We start from the raw sequence: 21,199 nt of genomic DNA on the forward strand, positions 1-21,199 counted from the left end.
AAGCCTGAAGCCTGAAGCCTGAAGCCTGAAGCCTAAAGCCTAAAGCCTAAAGCCTAAAGCCTAAAGCCTAAAGCCTAAAGCCTAAAGCCTAAAGCCTAAAGCCTAAAGCCTAAAGCCTAAAGCCTAAAGCCTAAAGCCTACAGCCCAATGCCTAAAAAAAGCCCTTGCAGGCGAACCTGCAAGGGCTTTTGATTCAAACGGTGTTTACCGTTGCTGGAATTAGAAGCTGAGCTCCGCTTCCCAGAACAGGTAGTTGTAGTCGGCGTCGTCCTTGCGGTTGCCGAACAGGCCCAGGAAGCCACCGCGGCGACCCGTGTTGTGCACGAGAGCGGCGAAGCCGTTCAGCGCGCTGTTGTTGAAGCCGTTCAGGCCGTCTTCGTCGCCGAAGAAGTGCGCGTAACCGGCGCGGAAGACCAGGTCTTCGCTGTACTGGTAATCACCGTAGAGGCCGATTTCCCAGCCCAGCGTGTCGTCCTGGGGATTGCGCCACCACAGGAAACCGCCCGCGTCGTTCGACTCGTCGGTTTCAAAGTAGCTGGCGGCAAGCAGCAGGGAGATCTTCTCGGTCGGCATCGCGCTGATACCCGCACGCAGCACCCAGGCGTTCGACAGCTCGGTGTTCTCGATGAACTCGCTGTATTCCCAGTTGCTGAACAGGCGGTTGAAGCTCAGGTCGTTGTTGGTGTTGCCGAACAGGAAGTCCCAGAAGCCGCGGTCCTGATCCGCGCCCTCGAAGAAGGCGCCGCCCAGGTAGACGCGGGGCGTCCAGGCCATGTCAAAGGTGTAACCGGCTTCGATGTTGAACGCGAACGCGTCGTAGTCGAGGTCGTTGTTACCGAACCAGAACGGGTCCTGGCGGTCGATTTCGCCAAACTGATACGCTACTTCTGCTTCAAGGTCAAATGCACCAAATGTGCCAGCTCCGCGGAGGCCGATGGTGTGGATGTCGGTGTCTTTGGCAAGCGTGCCGGGGACGCCGAGCGCCGCCAGCGTGGCGTTCGTGACGGGCGCGCCCGCGTTGCGGACCGCTTCATCTTCCGTCAGCCACAGCCAGTACAGGTCGAACTGCCAGTCTTCGAGGCCGAGGTAGCTGCCATAGATACCGTACAGGTTCACGTCGCCGTCGGCGAAGTCGTTGAAGGTCTCGCTCAGCTTGAACGAAAGCAGGTCAACGGAGAACATGTCCGTCGCGTACGTGGTGCGGATACCGTCGAAGGACAGGCCGGGGAAGAAAGCGGCGGTGTCATTGTTGCCAATGAGCCACTCGCTGCCCAGCTGAAGCTCCTGACGGCCGATGCGCGTGCGCAGCGGAAGGCCCCAGGCGTTGTTCACTTCAATGTAGGACTGGTAGATGTCCACATTGTCGTTGTTCCCGCCGTTGGCGAAGTCAAGACCGCTGATGAAGTTCGAGCGGAAGGCGTCGCCCCAGGTGTTGTACGCGTCGAATTCGATGTACAGGGACACGTCGTCGGTGAAGTCCGCCTTCGCGCCAAGACGCGTGCGGTGCTCGACCCACGCCTGATCTTCACCGCCGTTGATGAAGATGTTGTTGTCCCAGTCGTAGAAGTTGCCGCGGATGCGGATCGAGCCGTCCAGCTCGACATTCTGCAGCTCGGCCTGCGCGGCGCCAACCACGCCCAGCGCAAGCGCTGCCATCATGATAATCTTAAAGGAACGCATGGTGCGTTATCTCCGTTTCTTGTTGCATTCTCGCGCGGAACCACTCCGCGCGGCGGGTCTCAACCCGGCGGCAGCCAGGGAAACACCTTTTTACCTATATCGTGTGCTAACTCGGATTTTGCTCGATCCCTGAAGGTTGGCTATCTCTAGCGCGCTACCATCCCTCCTTTCGCCTTCGGATTTGGAATCGGTCCCGATGGTGTAGTCCAGTGGTCCCCCGCACAGGCGCCAGCCAAACCGCTGGCCCGTACAGGTACACCCCATGCATTCGGGGCGTAGTATACCAACTTCAATTCGGTGCGTCAAGCGTTTTCTCAACCGGTTGTACAAGTTTTTCCATACCCCATATAGACCGGTTGAAATCACGAACACCAGTAAAAGTATAGCACGGGTAATTACTTGACGCAAGCACTTTTTTCTCAGCCCCGCCGGAGACCCAAAAACGACCGTACCCGCGCGCGCCGCGCCCTCAAAACAGCATCATCTGATCCGGGCCCTCCTCCTCCGCATAGCCATCGTCTTCCGCCTCCGGCATAAGCGGGGCCGGCGCCACGATGTCCGCCTCCGCCTCCGGCATGGCTTCCCACGCCGGCGCATCCGGCTCGGAAGGCACGTCGGGCGCCACCACCGCCTGCAAATCCGCCTGCGGCTTCGATTTCCGCACCCGCACCGATCCCGCGCCGCTCACCTCGGTGTCATACAGCAGCGTCGGGTCATAACGGCCCGGCAGGCGCTCCGCCAGCTCGCTTTTCGTTGTATCAATCCCGGCCAGCGCCGGGCCGCTGAAATAATCGCCATCGCCATCGCCGTCGCCGCCCGCCGCCTCCTCCGCGCTGTCCTGTTGGTACCGGAATACAGGCTTCGGATCGCGTTCAACCCGCGGGCGCCTCCCCCAGGGCTCCGGCGCGTGCGATTCCTCCTCCCGCTCGAATCGGGGCGCGGGTATCTCGCGGTAGCTTCCGGTGTCCTCCGCAATGGGGCGCGCGGGCTCCACCGTGTTCAGGCCGCGCATCGCCTGCAGGTGCAGGTCGAATATCTTGTGGAACGCGTTGTCGCAGCGCAGGCTGTACACCGCGTACAGGTTTTCCATATCCTCCGTGTCAAAATGCCCCTCCAGCCACGCCCGCTCCGCACCCCGCTGCGTCGCCATGATCTTGTGGATGAGCCGCGTGAGCTTCGCCGGATTCGCCGCCGTCTCGATCTCATCCCCGAAATCCATCATGGATTCGAAATACGGCCGGATCGCCGCCCGCTTCTCCGCCTGGATCTGCTGCCGGTGGCGGCCCGACAGAAAATGAAACACGCTCGCCAGGCACACGATCCCCGCCAGGAAGAAGGACAGGATTTCGAAGCGGTCGGCCGAAATCGGGTCGTGCCGGCTGTAAAACGCCTCCGCCGCCGGGTGCAGCGGCAGATGAAGCGCCTCCTGCGCGCCCGCCTCCGTCAGGTCCGTCAGCCGCGCCGCCCGGAGGAAGTCCCCCCGGAAAATCAGTTCCAGTATCGTGTAGACCTGCCGGTGCGGCAGCGGCTGCGGCGCCACAAGCAGCGTATTGACCGCCAGCGTCGGAAAGGGCGCGCCCCCGTGCGGCGGTATCGTGCGATCGGGGCCATACAGGCCGCCGGGCAGCGACTCCGCGAAGACGCCGGGCAGATACCGCGCGACCGCCTCCGCCTCGTCCACGGGAATCAGGCGGTACCAGCCCTCCCCCAGCAACCGCTCCATCGCCGGCGAAAAGAGCGAATAGACGGTGAACGCCGCGTCGATCTCGCCATCCAGGAAGGCCTTGCGCAGGTCCGGCTCGTGATCCTGCACCTGCACCGTCTCTTCCGTAAAGCTGAAAAACCCGAGCACGCTCCTCGCCAGCGCGTCCGAACCGCCGCCCGCCGGGCCGACCCCCACCCGCTTGCCCGCCAGATCGCGAAAGTTCTCAATAGATGAATCCGCCGGAACCACCAGGTGCAGGTACTGCCGCCCCAGGTTCGCCAGCGCCAGCACCCCCGCGCGGTCCGCCGCAAGCCCGCCCTGGATCAGCGCCAGGTCGGCCTTCCCCTCCTGCAGCAGCAGCAGGTTTTCCACCGATCCCTGCGTCGCCCGCACGTCAAGCTTATACGAATGAAACGCGTCCAGGTGCTGCCGCAACACCGTCCCCAGCTGGTAATACGCCCCGTCCTCCGCCGCCGTCACCAGCACCAGCGGATCCTCGCCCGACGCGTGCAGCCGCCCCAGAATATCGGCCCGCAACCGGCTCGCCTGGTACGGCGCAAGCACAAAAAAAACCCCGCCCGCCGCAATCATCAGCAGGATCGCCGCGGAACAAACCTTGATCATTGTCGAACGATTCGGTATCCGTGCCATGCGAGCCGCTTGGTGACCTCGGTGCGGAACATTCCAGTGTTAGAGCATACCCCCGTTTCGATGCATACAGTTCTATCAGGCCCGCCACCGCGTATGCAAGGATCTACGGCGAAATATCGCCACCCGGCCCCGCCTGCGATCCCTCGTATTTCCGGTAGAGCCCCCGAAACTGGTGGTAGGTCAGGCCCAGCAATTCCGCCGCCTTCCGCTGGTTAAACCGCGCCTCCTCCAGCGCCGCCTGAATCAACCGGCGCTCCAGCGCCGCCACCTGCTCGGTAAATGGACGCGCCAGGTCAACCGCCGGCCCGGCCTCTTCCGCGGCGCGCACCGGCGCGGCCTCGCCGCCCGCCAAAACCGACCCCTCGCCGACCGGCAACGGCGCAAACGGCGAGTGAAACGGGTCGAACACCACCCGGTCGATAAGCTCCCCCCGCGCCTGGTACACCGCCCGCTCCACCACATTCTTCAGCTCGCGCACATTCCCCCGCCACGGATGCGCGTTCAGCGCCTTCTCCACCGCCGCGCTGAAACGCGGAATCGTCTTGCGCCCCAGCTCAAACGCCATCCGGCTCGAAAAATGCTGCGCCAGCAGCAGAATGTCCTCCTGGCGCGCCCGCAACGGCGGAAGATACAACACCTCGAACGATAGCCGGTCCAACAGATCCCGCATGAACCGCCCCTCCTCCGCCAGCCGGGGCAGATCCGCGTTGGTCGCCCCCACGATCCGCACATCCACCGACACCTGCTCCGTGCCGCCGACCCGCTCAAAACGGCCATACTCCACCACCCGCAGAATCTTCTCCTGCACGGAGAGCGGAATATTCCCGAGTTCGTCGAGGAAGAGCGTGCCGCCGTTCGCCAGTTCAAAGCGGCCCCGCCGCTGCCGCTGCGCCCCGGTAAACGCCCCCGCCTCGTGCCCGAAAAGCTCCGACTCAATAAGCGACGCCGGCAGCGCCGCGCAATTCAGCTCCACCAGCGGCTCCTGCCACCGCCGCGACAAGAAATGCACCCGGCGCGCCGCCAACTCCTTGCCCGTACCCCGCTCGCCAATCAGCAGCACCGGCCGGTCCACCGCCGCGACCCGGCTGAGTCGTTCCTGGAAGTCGAGAAAGACCTCCGACTCGCCCAGCGCATCCGGCAGCGCATCGGGATACGTGTCACCTGGCTCGTACATCACCCATCCTCCAACCATCCGTCCCGCGAACCCTGTGTTACATCAAGTCCCTTAGGTCCCTGCCGTCCCTGTCGTCCCTGCAATCCGCGCGCAGCCCAGAATACCACGATCTGGCCCAATCCCCCAACCCTTAGCCGACACCACCAAGCCACCCCACCCCGCCGTTTCCCACAACCCCCTTCCCACCAACCACTTCCAACAAATCCACGTTCTGGCACACCCCTTGCCTTATCTCTGGCAGAAGCAACGCCCCCCAAAGGAAAGCGAATACCATGGCAACGTCCACCACCCACGTACGCGAGCTGAGAGCCCCCCTGGCGGGCACGCTGCACTACGTGTCGGGCTGCGGCAACGCGGGGCGCGCCGCCTGGCTGAACATCAGCCGGACCGGCGCCTCGGTTCGGCTGGGCCGCTATCTGCGGCCCGGCCACCGGGTCCACCTCGTCCCCGCCGACGCCGATCAGGGCGCCCCGTGGGCCATCCCGGCGCGTATCGTCTGGTGCGCCCCCATTCCGGGAACGCTCCTGTTCCGCGCCGGCCTGGCGATCGACCGGCGTTGCCCCGAATGCGCACTGCGCTTTGCCGAGCTGGGCTATGCGGCCCGGCCGTCGAATAAAACCAACCGCCACACAGTAACAACGGCGGGGTGGTCGCCCGATGCGGCGGCGCCCGCCCTGTCCAACGCCGGCCGGACCGAATGGGTCCGGGCGGTCTAAAAGGAGTCCACCATGGGTATCTTCACACGGGTGCGCGACATCATCAGCTCGAACATCAACGCCATGCTCGACAAGGCGGAGGATCCGGAAAAACTGGTCAAAATGATGATCCGCGAAATGGAAGACACGCTGATCGAGATCAAGGCCAACTGCGCCAGCGGCATGGCCACGAAGAAGAAGATCAAGCGCGAGATCGAGACGGTGCTCGACCTGGCCAAGAACTGGGACGCCAAGGCCCAGCTCGCCATCAACAAGGGCCGGGAAGACCTGGCCCGCGAAGCGCTGATGGAGAAGCGCCGGCACGTGGAGCGCGCCGAGTCCCTGGAGGAAGAGCTGGAGCAGGCGAAAACCCTGGTCACCCAGTGCCAGAGTGATATCATGCAGCTCGAAGACAAGCTCAGCGCCGCGCGCGAAAAGCAGCGGACCCTGGTACAGCGCCACACGAACGCGAACACCAAGAAGAAGGCGCAGCAGCAGATCCGCCGCTACGACACCTCCGAAGCCCTGGATCGCTTCGACAACTTCCAGCAGCGCATCGACCGCATGGAGGCCGACGCCGAACTCGTCAACTATGGCCGCAAGACCTCCCTGGCCGACCAGTTCAAGGAGCTCGAAACCGACGACGAGATCGAGAAGGAGCTGGCGGCGATGAAGGCGCGGCAGCACGGCGAAACGACTGGCGCGTAATTCCGGCCGCGCACCGGGTGCAATCGGCCCGGTGCGCGCGCCGCGCGCTGGGATAGTCTGATGCCGGAACCGGAAAGGGTACTGCCGTGAAGGGAATCGTAAAACTCGCCGCCGCGATCGCCGCGATCGGACTCGTGGGCCTGCTGGCCCTCAGCGTGCTGTCCGTGGTGGTGGCCATCGGCGCCCCGATGTACGCCACGGTGGTTCCCCGCGAAGAGGTTCACCTCTTGCATCCGCGGGAGGCCGGCGCCGTGGTAGACGCCGTCTACTACAACAACTCTTCCAGCCATGGCTATGCGGCCCCGCAAGCGCCGTTCACATCCTGGGCGGGGGTCGTTGTGGCGTCCGCGACGGTGGGCGTCATCCTGTTCGGGCTCGCCATCGCGGCGCTCATCGCGCTGAAGATGCTGCGGGGCCGGACCCCGGTGGCCGCGCCCGCCGACGGCGCGGAGCTGGGGGCCCTGCACCGCCAGGCGCAATCCCTGACCGAACGCCTGGAGGCCCTCGAAACCCTGTTGCTCGAACGCGGCCCGCACGGCCGGTGATGGAGGAGGACACAAATCATGATCCTGAGCACGCTCGCAATCAGAATGTTGCTTTTCGCCGGATGCGCCGCGCTGCTCTATATCCTGGTGAAGCGAGCGGCCAGCGGTCCCGTGCGCGGGTGCAGCCGCGAGGAGACGGAGATGATCCAGCAACTACACCGCGGCCTGGACCGCATGTCCCGGCGCGTCGAAGCGCTGGAAACGATACTGATGGAACGATCCGAGGCCTGGCGCTCGACCCCGCCGCCCATACCGCGTAATGAACACGCCGAACGATAGACCGTAGCCCCACGGAGGAATACCCCATGCGTCACCACACCACCACCGGCCTCTACCGCAGCCGCCGCGGCCTGCTCTTCGGCGTCTGCCGCGGCCTGGCCGATTACTTCGACTTCTCCGCCTTCTGGATGCGCGTCCTGTGCGTGGCGGCCTTCATCGTCACCGGCTTCTTCCCGGTGGTCGTCGCCTACCTCGTTGCCGCGCTCGTCATGCGCCTGGAGCCCGCGGGATCCCTCGCGTCCGACGACGCGTATGGAGCTTGCGGCGCCGCCGAGCGACCGGCCACCCTGCAGCGGATCCGGAGTTCTTTCGAGAGCCTCGACCGCCGCATCCAGCGCATCGAAAGCGCGGTCACCGCGCGCGAATACAGCTGGGACGAGCGCCTGCGCAACGGCTAATCCACTCATCATGACGCGGCGCCGCCTGGAACGCGCCCAGACCGGATCCCGGCCTGTTCGCCGAAAAAATCAAGAAGGACTTACCAAACCATGGATACTGTACTCATTGTCGCCATTGTCTTCGGCGCCATTCTCAGCGGCCTCTACATCGTGTCCAACATGATCGTGCGGGTCCTCGGCGGGCGCGTCACCGGCGGCCTGAGCGAAGACGAATCCCAGATCATGCAGGAAATCTTCTACGGCCTGAAAAAGATGGAAGAGCGCGTCGAATCCCTGGAAACCATCCTGCTCGACCGCGACCGCAAATGAGAGGGCTGAAGCCATGCCACGCGCAAGCGCGTCCAATTCCTGCGATACCTGTAAGCCGCCAACCCATCCTGGGAGACCCCAACCATGACCCACACCAACCAATCCCGGCACGGCGGGCCCTACCGCTCCCGCGACGGCCTCATCTTCGGCGTATGCCGCGGCGTCGCCGAACACCTCGACTTCTCCGTGAATGGATTTCGCCTCCTGGCCATCGCCGGCACGTTGTTCACCGGCCTCTGGCCCGGCTGCATCGCGTACATCATCGCCGCGCTGATCATGAAGCCGGAGCCGGTGATTCCGTTCGACTCCAGCAGCGACGCCGAGTTCTACAGTTCCTACAGCACCAACCGGAGCATGGCCCTGCGCCGCCTCAAGGACACCTTCGACAACCTCGACCGACGCATCCAGCGCATCGAAAACATCGTCACCTCGCCCGACTACGACTGGGACGAGCGCCTGAACAGCGGCAAGTGACCCCGGAGCATCCCATGGAAACGCAGGTATCCCGGCCGCACCTCGCCATTATGGCCGCCGTCATCGCGATCACCGTTCTGCACGCGTGGCTGTCGTAATGGACACCCGGAACCCCCATACCGCAGCGCGGACGCCCCGCTTCGGGCGCATCCTCGCCTGGCCCTTCCGCGCCCTCTGGCGCGCCGCCTCCGCCATCGAGCGGCGGCTCGGCATCGGCATCACGCTCCTCGCGGGCCTCGCGGCGAGCGCAATCGGACTCGTCCTCATCCTTTCCCTGGCCGGGCTCCTGGCGGGAATTCCCCTACTCGCCCTGGGCCTCGCCATGGTGCTGCGCGCGCTCTATTAGCGCCGCACAAACGCAGCGCCGGCCCGCGCCGTAATCCTTTGCGGCGGCGCGGGCCGGCGTCTCCCCGGGGCTCCCGTTCCCCATCGAGTCCATACCTCACCTCGATTCAGGCGTCCCGGAATTCGTCGTCCAGGATTACCCCGAAATCCTCCGCCCGCACCGTCGCGCCGCTGGCGTCGTGAATCGATATCCGCCCCTCCCGGATCGCCGCCGCCACCTGGCGGCCGCGCCGCTCGCGCGCCAGCAACCCCCCAGCCATCACGCCCAACGCCCCGCCGATCAGCACACCCAGTAAGAAGCCCATGGCGAACGTCTCTCCTCGTGTCGTCTGGCGCCGGAACCAACCGGCCCGTATGAAACTATCGAAAAGAGAGAAATTTGTCAAGAAGAAATCGCGCCCGCCGCCATTGCAAGCCACCGTGCCACCCTGCCGTCCCTGAAGTCTCTGCCGTCCCTGCCCCCCATCAGGGCGTCCACCACGCGTCAATCGAAGCCTTCAGTTCCGCCACCCGCTCGGGCGCCGCGGCCGCCAGGTCATTCAACTCCCCCGGGTCCGCCGTGATGTGGTACAACTCCGGCTCCGCCGCTGGATCCGCCGGCACGATCAATTTCCACTCGCCGGCCACCGTCCAGCGGTTCTCGAGGCTCTTCGCCGGCGCATCCAAATCCGCCACGTCGTGCGAGAAATTGCTCCCAAACACCTGATCCCGGTCCGCGGGCGGGCCATTCAGCAGGCTGACCCCCGGCATCGACCCGGGCGGCGTCACGCCACAGGCGGCCAGGATCGTCGGCGCGATGTCCACACTGCTCACCAGCGCGGTTTCGTTCCGCCCTGGCGCAATCGTGCCCGGCCACTTGAAGATAACCGGCGTGCGCAGGCCCCCGTCGTAGGGGGATCGCTTGCTGCGCGGCGCGAACCCGTTCCGGTCTTCCAGCTGGATCCAGCCGTTGTCCGTCACATACACCACCAGTGTGTTGTCAGTCAGGCCGCGTTGATCCAGCAGGCCGAGCAGCTGCCCGCAGGTCTCGTCGAACCATTCGCACATCGCCCAGTACTTCGCCACGAACTCGCTCCGCCCCTCCGCGCGGTACTTCGCCAGCAGGCGCTCCGGCGGGTTGTGCGGCGTGTGCGGCAGGAAGGGCGCGTACCACAGGAAAAACGGTTTCCCCCCGGTCTCGTCCAGGAAGGTCTCGATCGGCGCCAGCCCTTCCCGGCCGATCTTCAAGCCCTCGTCGCCATGGCGTCCGCCGCGGTTCACGTCGCCATGCGTCATGCCGCGCGTAAAACCGCCCCGGCTGTAGTGCCCTTCCCACCACTTGCCGGACTGGTGCGAAACATACCCCGCCTCGCCCAACAGATGCGCCACCGTCGTCGCCGCGTCAATATGCTTCAGCATCAGGTTTCGGTCCGTGCCCCTGGGCGGGTCGTTCCCCGTAATCTTGTGCTGGTGCGGGAACAACCCGGTCGCGAGCGTCATCAGGCTCGCCCGGCACAAACTCGCAGGCACATAGCCCCGCGTATAGGTGTAGCCCTCCGACGCCAGCCGGTCGATATGCGGCGTCTGAATATGCGGATGGCCCATGAAGCTGTAATCGCCCCACGCCTGATCGTCGCTGATAATCAGCACCACATTCGGCGGCGCGGCGAACACCGAAAAACACAACAAGGACGCAATACCAACGGCGCAATAACGCATCATGGGAACTCCTCTCGCAACGCGAAGCCTGATTCGCCATCATACCGCAGACGCCCCGCCCGGCCACAAGGGGACTGCATCGGGCAACCCAAGGGGACTGCATCGGGCGGAAATTCCACCCCAACACCCCAAAAAAACCACCCCAACACCCGCCCGAGGCTGTACCCGCTAACCCCCCTACCGAAACCGAACCGGGGTCACTTCCACCCGGTCGCCCGGGCCCGCATTCACGATCCACGCATCCTCCCCCGCCACAAACCCCGCGGCGACGTCCCCCGGCTCGGCAAATAGCGCAACGCCCCCCTTCACCGCGCGCAGCGGCACAAAGGCCGAGAAGTCCTCATGCGCCGCATACGTCCCGTCATACACCGGCGCAAAGGCCAGTCCCGTGGCCGTCGCCAGCCCATCCTCCCGCGCCACCGCAACCCGAATCCGCCCCACCCGGAGATCGTCGGCCACGGTAATAACCGCGCCCTCCGCCGTCGCCTCCACCGAAGCCACCGGATGCGCGGCGCGCCGGTACGCGTTCTCAAAATGGACAATGCCCCCGCCGGCGACGGATAGATCCGCCGCCGCGCCGTCCAGCGCCACGTGGACGCGTCCCGATTCCGGCTCCACCCGCGTTACCGCGCCCGCGATCCCCGGCGTCTGTTCAATGCGCTCGTCCCCGATGCGCAGGTAGCTCCCGGCCGCCATCCAGTACCGGGGGGCGCCCTCCCCCGCAAAGCGCACGAGCGCCATCGGCGCGTCCGTCTCGACGCCCTCCGCCTCCCGGCGCATTACGCCGCCCTCCGTGTTTATCAGCACAAGATCACGCCCGGACTCGCCCCCGGGCAGCGCCCAGCGCACTTCCAGCGCGACCCCGTCCCCGGGCAACAGCCGCCGCGACTGGATCGCGGGCGATTCGCGGTGCGGCTCGATCACGGAGACAAACCGCGACGCCAGCGCGTCACCCGTCCGCCGCGCGATCAGGTACGTGAGCCGCTGGGTGTGCGTGATCGGCGACACCTGGGCCTCCGCGCGCAGGATCTCGGCGTCCGGCGCCAGCAGATCGATCCGGATTCGCGCGTCGGCATCCCGCTCGTGCCGCCACACGCCCGCCGCCGCGCCGCCCGTCAGCCGCTGGACCTTCTCCAGGTGCTGGAAACCCGATCCCCGGTAGTTCGCGTAGCTCCCGGTATAATCCGCCCCGGCGATCTCGGGCTCGTCGTACAGATAGCCCACGGGCACATCGGGACCCGCCAGCGTGCCCGGCGCCGGATCGGACCATTCCCCGTCCACCGCCGCAAACGTCCCCGGCGGGCCGTGCAGGCTGTAGTCGTGCTGCGCGCTGTCCGCGCCCGCCACGGTGAAACAGTCCACCGCGTAGGAACGCGCACCGTCGAGATCGATCAGCATCATCCGGCGCCGGTAGGTGTCGGTCTCGGGGTAGGTGGCCGCCGCGTCGATGTCCAGCGCCCGCGCGAAGCCCGCGTCCGCAAACAGGTGTACCGTCCCCGGCTTGTTCACCAATTGCCGCTGCGCGTTCACCGTCACGGTGTTGTGCGCGATCGTGTTCTTGCTCCACGAAAAGATCCCCGGGACATACGCGTTCATGAAGTCCGGATATCCGAGGTCCGGCATCATCACCTGATCGTTGGCGAACAGTTCGAAATGCAGCCGGTCGTAGTGGCCGTGGCCGCCGGCGTATCCGTAATACAGCGCCAGGGACACGGTGTTCGCGGGGTTGTTCAGTATCGCCATCCCGTAGCCGTCCAGCAGCCGCGACCGCACGGGCGTGGACGCAGGTTCCCCCGCCTCCACAATCGGCGCGAAGAGGCTCTCGAATCGCCGGATGCCCGCTTCGCCCACCGCCCCGAAGGACTGCAGGTGATCCCGGTAGCGCGGATCCCCATACGCGCGCCACGCGCTCTGGTATACAAACGGATCCAAGCCCACCAGGCCGCCATACACCGAACCGCTGTCCCCCACCGACGGCGTGTGCTTCCCGACGTTCACCACATCCAGCACGGCGTCGTACAGCCGCCGCATCTTCGGAATCCCGTACACATCGTAGCCCGCGCGGGTCAGCGCCTCCGCCACCGTCGTCAGGTTCACCACCCACGAAAAGTTGTAGCCCGGCGCCGTCTCGTAGGGCGCGCCATCGCGGTACACCAGGTTGTACAGCGCGTAGTTCAACCCCGTCATCCGGTAATTGTCGCCCGCGTCGTTCAACAGCCCTTCAAACCATTCGTCCTGCTTCCCGTATTGTCGCGCCAGCCCCACGTACACCAGCGCCTTCTGGTGCATCCCGAAGTTCCCCCGCGCCTTGCCCGAAAAGTACGCGTCGATGCCTTCCTCCAGCAGATTCGCCTCGATATTCGCCCGCACCTGCTCCCCCGTTTTACCCGCCACCGTCGTGTCGTCGATCGCGTCCCAAACGTAGTCGTAGGCCTCCGCCATCATGGTGAGCACCCCGGTCTCCCATATCAGGTTGACGATCTTGCCCTCGTACCGCGCGCCGTTCGCCGCCTGCATCTGCCCGTAACGCGACTGCGTGTGGTAGTCCATGTTCGGGTACACCTCCGCGATACGGTCCAGCAGCACCGCGGCCTTCCGCGCGTAGTCCCGGTTGCCCGTCAGCACGTACGCGCGCCCCAGGTAGTGCGCCGCCGGAATCACATGGTTCCGCCACGTCCAGTGATTCGCATACGCCACAAACCAGTACCGGTGGCCATCCGGCCCGGCCCAGCCCCAGCCGTCATCCGGATAATCCCCCGTGAGCAGCGTGCGATCATTCAGCCCGCCCGCGTAGTACGCCGCGTAGTCGTTGCTCGGATAGGTGCTCCCGTCCACCGGACACGTCACCTGAAAGGGCTTCTTCGGATCGATAATCCACGGGTACGTCCCGCCCTTTTCGTAGATCGCCTTCCCGCACTGCGGGCAGCCCGCCGTGCCCACGTTAAACGCGCGGGGCACGTCCGCCGTCGGAACCAGCGCCCGCAAAGCCGCGTCGTCCCACGCCAGCCACGCGTCCGCCCGCTTGACGATCGTATCCGCAATGCCCTTCGCTGTTTCGTAGCGCGCCACCTGCTCGCGCGCCAGCGCAATGTCCGCATCGCTCAGCAGCATCCGCTGCGTTTTCAGCGGATACTGCGGCGCCCGAACCTTCGTCGGAAGCAACTCCGCCGCAACCGGCCCACAAAACAGAAGCAGCGCGGCCCAGGCCGCAAGCGAATGAACGCGCATGATACATCTCCAGGAAGAAACGCCCTCCGGCATCAACGCCGCAAGAAGCAATGGAAACACCGTATGCCATACCCTATTCCATTATCAATCGAATCAAGACCCAGCCAGGTCTCCACGCCCCAGCCGCCATGTTCGTCCACAGTGCGCGCGACCGGCTGTATCCAGGTCTTCCACAGACCCTGCCTCCCACTTCCGTCGGTTACCGAAGAAAGCAGCCTCCGGCCTTCGATCCGGGGGGCTTTTCTGTATACTGGAAAATGTGGGTCTGAAAAACTCTTCCGGAGCCGGGCGTCCGCGGGTCGAGAATTGTCCTTTTTGGCGTGCGGCAATCGTCGATCACCAGACCTATCCGTACGTTCCCGTAGAACCGATCACGAACACCGAAGGAGCCACAAATGAGTACGGTACGAGTACTTGTCGGTACGAAAAAGGGCGGTTTCATTCTCACATCGGATGGCAAACGCGGGACCTGGGACGTCAGCGGCCCGCATTTTGCCGGTTGGGAGATCTACCACATGAAGGGATCGCCCGCCGATCCGAACCGGATTTATGTTTCGCAGACCAGCGGCTGGTTTGGCCAGATTATCCAGCGCTCGGATGACGGCGGCAAGTCCTGGTTCCAGCCCGGGACGCCCCCCGGGGAGCCGGCGACGACGCCGGATGGAATGCCCATGGGCGAAAGCAACAAATTCGCCTATGACACCTCCGAAAAGACGGGAAAACCCCTTACGACACACCAGTGGTACGATGGAACCCAACACCCATGGGAATTTAAACGTGTCTGGCATGTGGAACCGTCACTGACGGATCCCGAAACGGTCTATGCCGGCGTCGAGGACGCCGCGCTGTTCCGCTCGACGGATGGCGGCGTTTCGTGGCAAGAGCTGGCGGGCCTGCGGGGCCACCCTTCCGGGGAGAATTGGACGCCGGGCGCCGGTGGAATGGGGCTCCACACCATTCTGCTCGATCCCACGAATCCCAATCGGATTTTCGGGGCCATATCCGCGGCCGGCGCCTTCCGAAGCGACGACGGCGGCGCGACCTGGAAAACCATTACGAACGGCTTGAGCTCGCTCTACATCCCCGACCCCAACGCCGAGGTGGGGCATTGCATCCACCGCATGGCGCTGCATCCGGCGCGGCCCGATGTCCTCTTCATGCAAAAACACTGGGACGTTATGCGCAGCGACGACGCCGGCGACAACTGGTACGAAATCAGCGGCAATCTACCGTCGGATTTTGGATTTCCCATTGAAGTGCATGCCCACGAACCCGACACGGTCTACGTGGTGCCAATCAAGAGCGACTCCGAGCACTATCCGCCGGAAGGAAAGCTTCGCGTGTACCGTTCCAAAACCGGCGGCAACGAGTGGGAGGCGCTGACCAAGGGGTTGCCCCAGGAGAATTGTTATGTGAACATCCTGCGGGATGCGATGTCGGTGGATACGCTCGACCCGTGTGGCGTCTACTTCGGCACCACGGGCGGCCAGGTATTCGCTTCGGCCGATTCGGGTGATAGCTGGACCCCCATCGTCAGCCATCTGCCGTCCGTCTTATCGGTCGAAGCCCAGGTGCTTCCGTAAGCCAGGAGTTGCATAGACGCAACAAGCCCCTCATGCGGTGGTCGGCTGATACAGTTCAGGGCTATGGCGATCTAGTAAACATGCTGACGGCCGTCATCCCCGTGAAAGGGCCTGTTGATTTACTATTTACGTCCTACTGTACGGAAATAAGAGCGTATCCGTCATCCCCGCGCAAGCGGGGATCCAGAAACGCGAACGCACAAACCGACGAGACCCGCTGGATTCCCGCTTTCGCGGGAATGACGTCCTGGAAAAATTTCAATGCCTTTTGATGAATTCGAGACGTTGGAACCACGGTGATATTATGAGCCATCAAATTCGCGTCATCCTGCCCGCCCACCTGAAGACGCTGGCAAGCATTGAGGGCGAAGTCACGCTTGATCTGGATGGCGAGGTGACGCAGCGCGCGGTGCTCGATGCGCTCGAGGACCGCTTCCCCATGCTCAGGGGGACCATCCGGGACCACGTAACCCGGAAACGCAGGGCCTTTGTGCGGTTCTACGCCTGCAATCAAGACCTGTCCCACGACGCGCCGGATTCACTTCTCCCGGAAGCCATTGCGACGGGTGCGGAACCCTTTCTCGTCGTGGGCTCGATGGCGGGCGGATAGGAACACGGCCATGTCTCCAAACAATCCGCCAGACTTGTCTGCCCCGGAGATCGCCCGCTATAGCAGGCATTTGATCATGCCGGAAGTCGCCATGGACGGGCAACGGAAGCTGAAGGCCGCGAAGGTGCTGATTGTCGGCGCGGGGGGATTGGGTTCGCCCGCGGCCCTGTACCTAGCCGCGGCCGGGGTTGGGCGGTTGGGGCTGGTGGATTTCGACGACGTGGAACTCTCGAATCTGCAGCGCCAGATCCTGCACGGAACCCGGAATGTCGGCCGCCGAAAGACGGACTCGGGAATCGAGCGGATCCGGGATATAAACCCCGAGATCGAAGTCGATGCGCATGATACGCGCCTGACCAGTGACAATGCGCTCGACATCATCCGGCCCTACGACATGGTGATCGACGGCACGGACAATTTTCCGACGCGCTATCTGGTGAATGACGCCTGCGTGCTATTGGGCAAACCCAGCATCTACGGGTCCATCTTCCGGTTCGACGGGCAGGCATCCGTTTTTAAACCGCCGGACGGCCCATGCTACCGCTGCCTCTTTGAAGAGCCGCCTCCGCCCGGGGTGGTTCCCAGTTGCGCCGAGGGCGGTGTACTCGGCATTCTGCCCGGCGTCATCGGTTGCATCCAGGCGACGGAGGCCATCAAGCTGATCCTCGGAAAAGGCACGACGCTGATCGGGCGCCTGCTGCTGTACGACGCGCTCGATATGCGGTTCCGCGAGGTGAAGATCGCGCGCAACCCGGAATGTGTCGTTTGCGGCGAAAACCCCTCCCTCACCAAGCTCATCGACTATTCATGGTTTTGCGGCATCCGGGGCGAAGAAGCGCCGGCCGGGGATACGGATGCGCAACAAGAAACAACCGTCCAAGAAATGAAGGCGCGGCTGGACCGGGGGGACGACTTCGACATCCTGGACGTGCGCAATCCCGAGGAGTGGCAAATCTGCCGTATCGACGGGGCCATCCTCATACCCGTCGGCGAACTTCCCGCGCGGCTGGACGAGCTCGATCCGGCCCGCGAAATTCTGGTCCATTGTAAATCGGGCGTTCGCAGCGCAAAGGCCGTTGGCATCCTGCGCGAAGCAGGCTTCCAAAACGTATCCAACGTCCGTGGCGGGATCCAGGAATGGGCCCGAAGAATCGATCCGTCCATGCCCCTATACTGATCCGGTAGCGGCGCGGATGCTATTCGAGGTCGGGACCAAGCGCTTCACCGGCCCCGCTTTTGCCTTCCCAGTTTCACAATATCGTCCACAACAAACGGAACGCCCTCTCCACGATCCAGTTGCTCTATCCCGATGGCCAGGTCGCGGCGCAGCCGCTCCAATTTCAAGGTCTCACCCTCTTTCCGCTCTTTGAGGAGTCTAAGCCCATCGCGGTACACCTCCTCAGGCGATTCGTAAAGCCCGGAAGCGACCTGTGCCTTCACGAATTCGTCGAGTCCTTTGGGCAATATCAATTCCATGCGCATATCTCCGTGACTAACCGGTAGAAAGGTGCGGCTCTTTTCCAATGTCGTTTGTCGATCCCATTAATGCACGAAGTCGTCCCGAAGGTTGTCCGGGAGGGATCGGGGCAATCGCTTGCCGCGCGAGGCTCTTGGACCATGCCACGCCCATGCGGTAGAATACGGGGCTTGCTACCCCAATCCACACCATCAGGAAACAGGCCCAAATTATCATGGCTTCTGAACATAACTATACCCGCACCCTGGTTACCAGCGCGTTGCCCTATGCGAATGGCCACATCCACCTGGGCCACATCGCCGGCGCCTACCTGCCGGCCGATATCTACGTCCGCTACAAGCGCCTCCGGGGCGAAAAGGTCCTCTATATCGGCGGTTCCGACGAGTACGGCGTTCCCATCACGCTCACCGCGCTCAAGGAGGGCATCTCCCCCCGCGAGGTCATCGACCGCTATCACGAGGCCAACAAGGCCGCCTTTGCGCGCCTGGGCATCTCCTACGACATCTACGGGCGCACCTCCTGGGACCTCCACGCCGACACCACCCAGCAGTTCTTCACGAAACTCCACGAGGGCGGCTATATCCACCAGGAAGACATCGAGCTGTGGTATTCGGAACAATCCGACCGTTTCCTCCCGGATCGCTACGTCCGCGGGGCCTGCCCGAAGTGCGGTTATGAGGACGCCAACGGCGACGAGTGCGAAAGCTGCGGCGCCCAGTACCCGCCCCACGACCTCGTGAATCCGCGCGCCAACATCCCCGGGGACAGCTCCACGCCGGTGCTCAAAAACTCGCGCCACTGGTTCCTCGATCTGCCCAAATTCCAGGCCAGCCTCAAGGAATGGCTCGACACCCACCCCGAATGGCGCGCCAACGTCAAGGGCATCGCCCACAGCTGGGTGGATGACCTCCGCACCCGCTGCATCACCCGCGACACGGACTGGGGCGTCCCCATCCCGCTCGATGCGCCCGAGGCGCAGGGCAAGCGTATCTACGTCTGGTTCGACGCCCCCATCGGCTACGTCACCAACACCCGCCAGTGGGGCATCGAGGTGAAAAACGACCCGAAGGCCTGGGAAGCCTGGTGGAAAGGGCCGGACTCCCGCCTGGTCCACTTCATCGGCAAGGACAACATCCCCTTCCACGCCGTCATCTTCCCCGCCATGCTCCAGGGCCAGGGCGATTTCATCGCCGCGGACAATGTCGTCGGCAATGAATACCTCAACATCTTCAACCGCCAGACCGGCAAGTCCGAAAAAGGCTCCAAGTCCCGCGGCAACATGATTTCCGTCAAGTGGGCGCTCGACCAGTTCGACCCCGACGTCATCCGCTACTACCTCTGCGCGAATGCCCCGGAATCGAAGGACGCCGATTTCGACTGGGACGACTTTATGCAGCGCTACAACGGCGAACTGTGCGATGTGGTCGGCAATTTCGTCCACCGCTCCCTCACCATGACCGTCAAGAACTTCGACGGCCACGTGCCGCACCCGGGCGCGCTGGACGAGGACGACCGCGCCATGCTCGAAGCCATTCCCGCCGGCCTCAACGCCGTGGCCGAATCCCTGGAAGGCTTCCGGTTCCGCCAGGCCCTCGAGCGCTTCATCGACATCGGCCGCAAGGCCAACGTCTATTTCGACGCCAAGGCCCCCTGGACCACCCGCAAGACCGACATGGAGCGGACCGCGACCACCCTCTACGTTTGCTGCCAGATTGTCCACGGACTCTGCTACGCCATGGCCCCCTTCCTCCCCGGCGGCGCCGCAAAACTCGCCGGCATCCTCAACATCGCGCTGCCCCAGGGCGGGCCCGACGGCGGAACCGATGCCTGGATCCAGGCCAACGAGGACCTGCCCGCCGGCGCGCCGCTGAACGCCCCCGAGGTCCTCTTTCCCAAGCTCGACAAGGACCGGATCGCCGAACTCGCGGACCTCCACCTCAACGGCCAGGCCTTCTGAACAAGATGATAAATGACACGTTGGCCGTACGAAGTGGCGCCAGCACTTTATCGTCATGCCGCAACTCTACGGCGAGAGTGCGCAAGGCTGGGAGCGCAGGCGTCCCCGCCTGCAATGCACCGAAGGTGCATGGCGTGTCTGCAGTAACGGCACAAGTGATCGGGCAGACAATTCGGCCTGGACACCACCACCAAAAAGATTCCCGCCTTCGGCGCGTTGCGGGCGGGCCGTCCACCACGGCGCAGCTTCGACCCGCGCTCCCATTGATCCGCACTTCCATTGCGGCGCATCTTTGTGTCGCAGAGGAGTCAACCCAACTTCATTCCACTGAAGCCTTACGATGATTTTTCTCTGGCGCAAGGCCCTGTGATTTCTGTATGATCCCCGCCATTCTGGGTTGAGGAGTTCCGGATCGATGACAGCACATACAGGGTTGGATGCGGCGCGCCTGCAGTCGCTGGCCACCACCTATCGCGATGGTTTGTTGAACGACACCGTGCCTTTCTGGCTGCGCCACGGATTCGATCGCGATTATGGCGGTATCATGACCTGCCTCAACCGGGACGGCGCAGTCATCGACACCGACAAGGGCCTCTGGCAACAGGGTCGCTTCACCTGGCTCCTTTCGACACTCCTCCACGACATCGAGGACCGCACGGAATGGCGCGCCGCCGCCGCCTCAACCGCCGAGTTCATGGAGCGCGCGGGCTACGATCCGGACGACCACATGTATTTCCTCGCCACGCGCGAAGGAAAGCCTCTCCGCAAGCGCCGCTACGTCTTCACCGAGTCCTTCGCCGCCATCGCGCTGGCCGCCTGGGCCCGCGTTTCCGGCGATGAAGGCCCCCGCGATCGCGCGATCGAGCACTACCAGCGCTTCGTCGATTTCAACGAGACGCCCGGCTGGATCAAGCCCAAGATGGAGCCCGGCACACGCCCCTGCCAGGGTATGGGCCCCCACATGATCCGCATCAACACCGCCCAGGTCCTCCGGGACACGATCGGGTATGAAAGCGCAAACGCCGACATCGACTTCGCGATCGACGCCATCGACCGCAACTTCGTGAACCGGGAGTGGAAAGCGGTCCTCGAAACCGCCACGCCGGAGGGCGATCTCATCGACCACTTCGACGGGCGCCTACTCAACCCCGGACACGCCATTGAAGCCGCGTGGTTCATCCTGCACGAGGCGTGGATCCGCGACAACGACCCCCGCCTTGTCGAACTGGGGTGCACCATGCTCGACTGGATGTGGGAGCGCGGCTGGGACAGCGAACATGGCGGCATCCGCTACTTCTGCGACGTCAAGGGCCTGCCCGTCCAGGAATACTGGCACGACATGAAGTTCTGGTGGCCGCAAAACGAAACCATCATCGCCACCCTGCTCGCCTGGGCCCTGACCGGCGACGAAAAATACGCCCGGATGCACACCCAGATACACGACTGGGCCCACGCCCACTTCCCGGATCCCGAATTCGGCGAGTGGTTCGGTTACCTCCACCGCGACGGACGCCTCTCCGTCCCCCTCAAGGGCAATATCTGGAAAGGCCCCTTCCACATCCCCCGGATGCAGTGGTTCTGCTGGCGCCTCTGCGAGCGGCTCCTCGAACACCAGCAAGGCGGCCCCCTCACCCCCCTGCGCTACTGAAACCCGGCGGAAACGCGGGGAAACAGGTGTTCCTG

20 protein-coding genes are annotated in these 21,199 nt (G+C 64.0%); 13 read left to right on the forward strand and 7 right to left on the reverse strand.

Annotated features, from left to right (window positions below; genetic code table 11):
- Nucleotides 1–219: 219 nt before the first annotated feature.
- The 3 genes from KF886_07820 to pspF form a co-directional block, all read right to left on the reverse strand.
- The gene (locus KF886_07820; protein MBX3177250.1) at nucleotides 220–1,680 is read right to left on the reverse strand and encodes an alginate export family protein; all 1,461 of its coding nucleotides are present in this window, start codon (nucleotides 1,678–1,680) and stop codon (nucleotides 220–222) included.
- 469 nt (nucleotides 1,681–2,149) lie between these two features.
- Nucleotides 2,150–4,009, reverse strand: a complete 1,860-nt coding sequence (locus KF886_07825) for a TAXI family TRAP transporter solute-binding subunit (GenBank protein MBX3177251.1) — start codon at nucleotides 4,007–4,009, stop codon at nucleotides 2,150–2,152.
- Nucleotides 4,010–4,139: 130 nt separating this feature from the next.
- Nucleotides 4,140–5,210: a phage shock protein operon transcriptional activator gene (pspF, locus tag KF886_07830; GenBank protein MBX3177252.1), complete on the reverse strand. Its 1,071-nt coding sequence runs from the start codon at nucleotides 5,208–5,210 to the stop codon at nucleotides 4,140–4,142.
- A gap of 272 nt (nucleotides 5,211–5,482) precedes the next feature.
- Between pspF and KF886_07835 the strand changes: the two genes are divergently transcribed.
- The 8 genes from KF886_07835 (at nucleotide 5,483) to KF886_07870 (ending at nucleotide 8,964) form a co-directional block, all read left to right on the forward strand.
- Entirely contained in the window at nucleotides 5,483–5,926 is a 444-nt protein-coding gene (locus KF886_07835; protein ID MBX3177253.1) for a PilZ domain-containing protein, read from the forward strand.
- Nucleotides 5,927–5,938: 12 nt separating this feature from the next.
- Nucleotides 5,939–6,613, forward strand: coding sequence for a phage shock protein PspA (pspA, locus tag KF886_07840; GenBank protein ID MBX3177254.1), 675 nt, complete (start codon nucleotides 5,939–5,941; stop codon nucleotides 6,611–6,613).
- An 86-nt stretch (nucleotides 6,614–6,699) separates the two neighbouring features.
- The gene (locus KF886_07845) at nucleotides 6,700–7,158 is read left to right on the forward strand and encodes a hypothetical protein (GenBank protein ID MBX3177255.1); all 459 of its coding nucleotides are present in this window, start codon (nucleotides 6,700–6,702) and stop codon (nucleotides 7,156–7,158) included.
- Between the two features lie 18 nt (nucleotides 7,159–7,176).
- Entirely contained in the window at nucleotides 7,177–7,437 is a 261-nt protein-coding gene (locus tag KF886_07850; GenBank protein ID MBX3177256.1) for a hypothetical protein, read from the forward strand.
- A 26-nt stretch (nucleotides 7,438–7,463) separates the two neighbouring features.
- Nucleotides 7,464–7,835, forward strand: coding sequence for a PspC domain-containing protein (locus KF886_07855; protein MBX3177257.1), 372 nt, complete (start codon nucleotides 7,464–7,466; stop codon nucleotides 7,833–7,835).
- Between the two features lie 90 nt (nucleotides 7,836–7,925).
- Nucleotides 7,926–8,144 carry a hypothetical protein gene (locus KF886_07860; GenBank protein ID MBX3177258.1) on the forward strand — a complete coding sequence of 73 codons (219 nt, stop codon included), beginning with the start codon at nucleotides 7,926–7,928 and terminating at the stop codon, nucleotides 8,142–8,144.
- An 84-nt stretch (nucleotides 8,145–8,228) separates the two neighbouring features.
- On the forward strand, nucleotides 8,229–8,618 hold the full coding sequence (locus KF886_07865) for a PspC domain-containing protein (protein ID MBX3177259.1): 390 nt from the start codon (nucleotides 8,229–8,231) through the stop codon (nucleotides 8,616–8,618).
- Nucleotides 8,619–8,715: 97 nt separating this feature from the next.
- Entirely contained in the window at nucleotides 8,716–8,964 is a 249-nt protein-coding gene (locus tag KF886_07870) for a hypothetical protein (protein MBX3177260.1), read from the forward strand.
- Nucleotides 8,965–9,070: 106 nt separating this feature from the next.
- Here the strand turns inward: KF886_07870 and KF886_07875 are convergent, their stop codons facing one another.
- The 3 genes from KF886_07875 to KF886_07885 form a co-directional block, all read right to left on the reverse strand.
- On the reverse strand, nucleotides 9,071–9,268 hold the full coding sequence (locus tag KF886_07875) for a hypothetical protein (GenBank protein MBX3177261.1): 198 nt from the start codon (nucleotides 9,266–9,268) through the stop codon (nucleotides 9,071–9,073).
- Nucleotides 9,269–9,428: 160 nt separating this feature from the next.
- On the reverse strand, nucleotides 9,429–10,664 hold the full coding sequence (locus KF886_07880) for a sulfatase (GenBank protein MBX3177262.1): 1,236 nt from the start codon (nucleotides 10,662–10,664) through the stop codon (nucleotides 9,429–9,431).
- A gap of 174 nt (nucleotides 10,665–10,838) precedes the next feature.
- Nucleotides 10,839–13,889, reverse strand: a complete 3,051-nt coding sequence (locus tag KF886_07885; protein ID MBX3177263.1) for a heparinase II/III family protein — start codon at nucleotides 13,887–13,889, stop codon at nucleotides 10,839–10,841.
- A 395-nt stretch (nucleotides 13,890–14,284) separates the two neighbouring features.
- Here KF886_07885 and KF886_07890 point away from each other — a divergent pair, with 395 nt between their 5' ends.
- The 3 genes from KF886_07890 (at nucleotide 14,285) to moeB (ending at nucleotide 17,259) form a co-directional block, all read left to right on the forward strand.
- A complete protein-coding gene (locus KF886_07890; GenBank protein MBX3177264.1) occupies nucleotides 14,285–15,472 on the forward strand; it encodes an exo-alpha-sialidase in 1,188 nt (395 codons plus the stop codon).
- Between the two features lie 304 nt (nucleotides 15,473–15,776).
- The gene (locus KF886_07895; GenBank protein ID MBX3177265.1) at nucleotides 15,777–16,082 is read left to right on the forward strand and encodes a MoaD/ThiS family protein; all 306 of its coding nucleotides are present in this window, start codon (nucleotides 15,777–15,779) and stop codon (nucleotides 16,080–16,082) included.
- 10 nt (nucleotides 16,083–16,092) lie between these two features.
- Nucleotides 16,093–17,259 (forward strand): molybdopterin-synthase adenylyltransferase MoeB, encoded by a 1,167-nt coding sequence (gene moeB / locus KF886_07900; GenBank protein ID MBX3177266.1) that lies wholly within the window; start codon nucleotides 16,093–16,095, stop codon nucleotides 17,257–17,259.
- 44 nt (nucleotides 17,260–17,303) lie between these two features.
- On the opposite strand, the gene KF886_07905 is transcribed toward moeB, so the two are convergent.
- On the reverse strand, nucleotides 17,304–17,558 hold the full coding sequence (locus tag KF886_07905; GenBank protein ID MBX3177267.1) for a type II toxin-antitoxin system ParD family antitoxin: 255 nt from the start codon (nucleotides 17,556–17,558) through the stop codon (nucleotides 17,304–17,306).
- A 215-nt stretch (nucleotides 17,559–17,773) separates the two neighbouring features.
- On the opposite strand from KF886_07905, the gene metG reads away from it, so the two are divergent.
- Both metG and KF886_07915 read left to right on the forward strand, forming a co-directional pair.
- Nucleotides 17,774–19,516, forward strand: coding sequence for a methionine--tRNA ligase (gene metG / locus KF886_07910; protein ID MBX3177268.1), 1,743 nt, complete (start codon nucleotides 17,774–17,776; stop codon nucleotides 19,514–19,516).
- 433 nt (nucleotides 19,517–19,949) lie between these two features.
- The gene (locus KF886_07915; protein MBX3177269.1) at nucleotides 19,950–21,164 is read left to right on the forward strand and encodes an AGE family epimerase/isomerase; all 1,215 of its coding nucleotides are present in this window, start codon (nucleotides 19,950–19,952) and stop codon (nucleotides 21,162–21,164) included.
- Nucleotides 21,165–21,199: the final 35 nt, after the last annotated feature.

This window comes from Candidatus Hydrogenedentota bacterium (assembly GCA_019637335.1).
Lineage (GTDB): Bacteria > Hydrogenedentota > Hydrogenedentia > Hydrogenedentales > JAEUWI01 > JAEUWI01.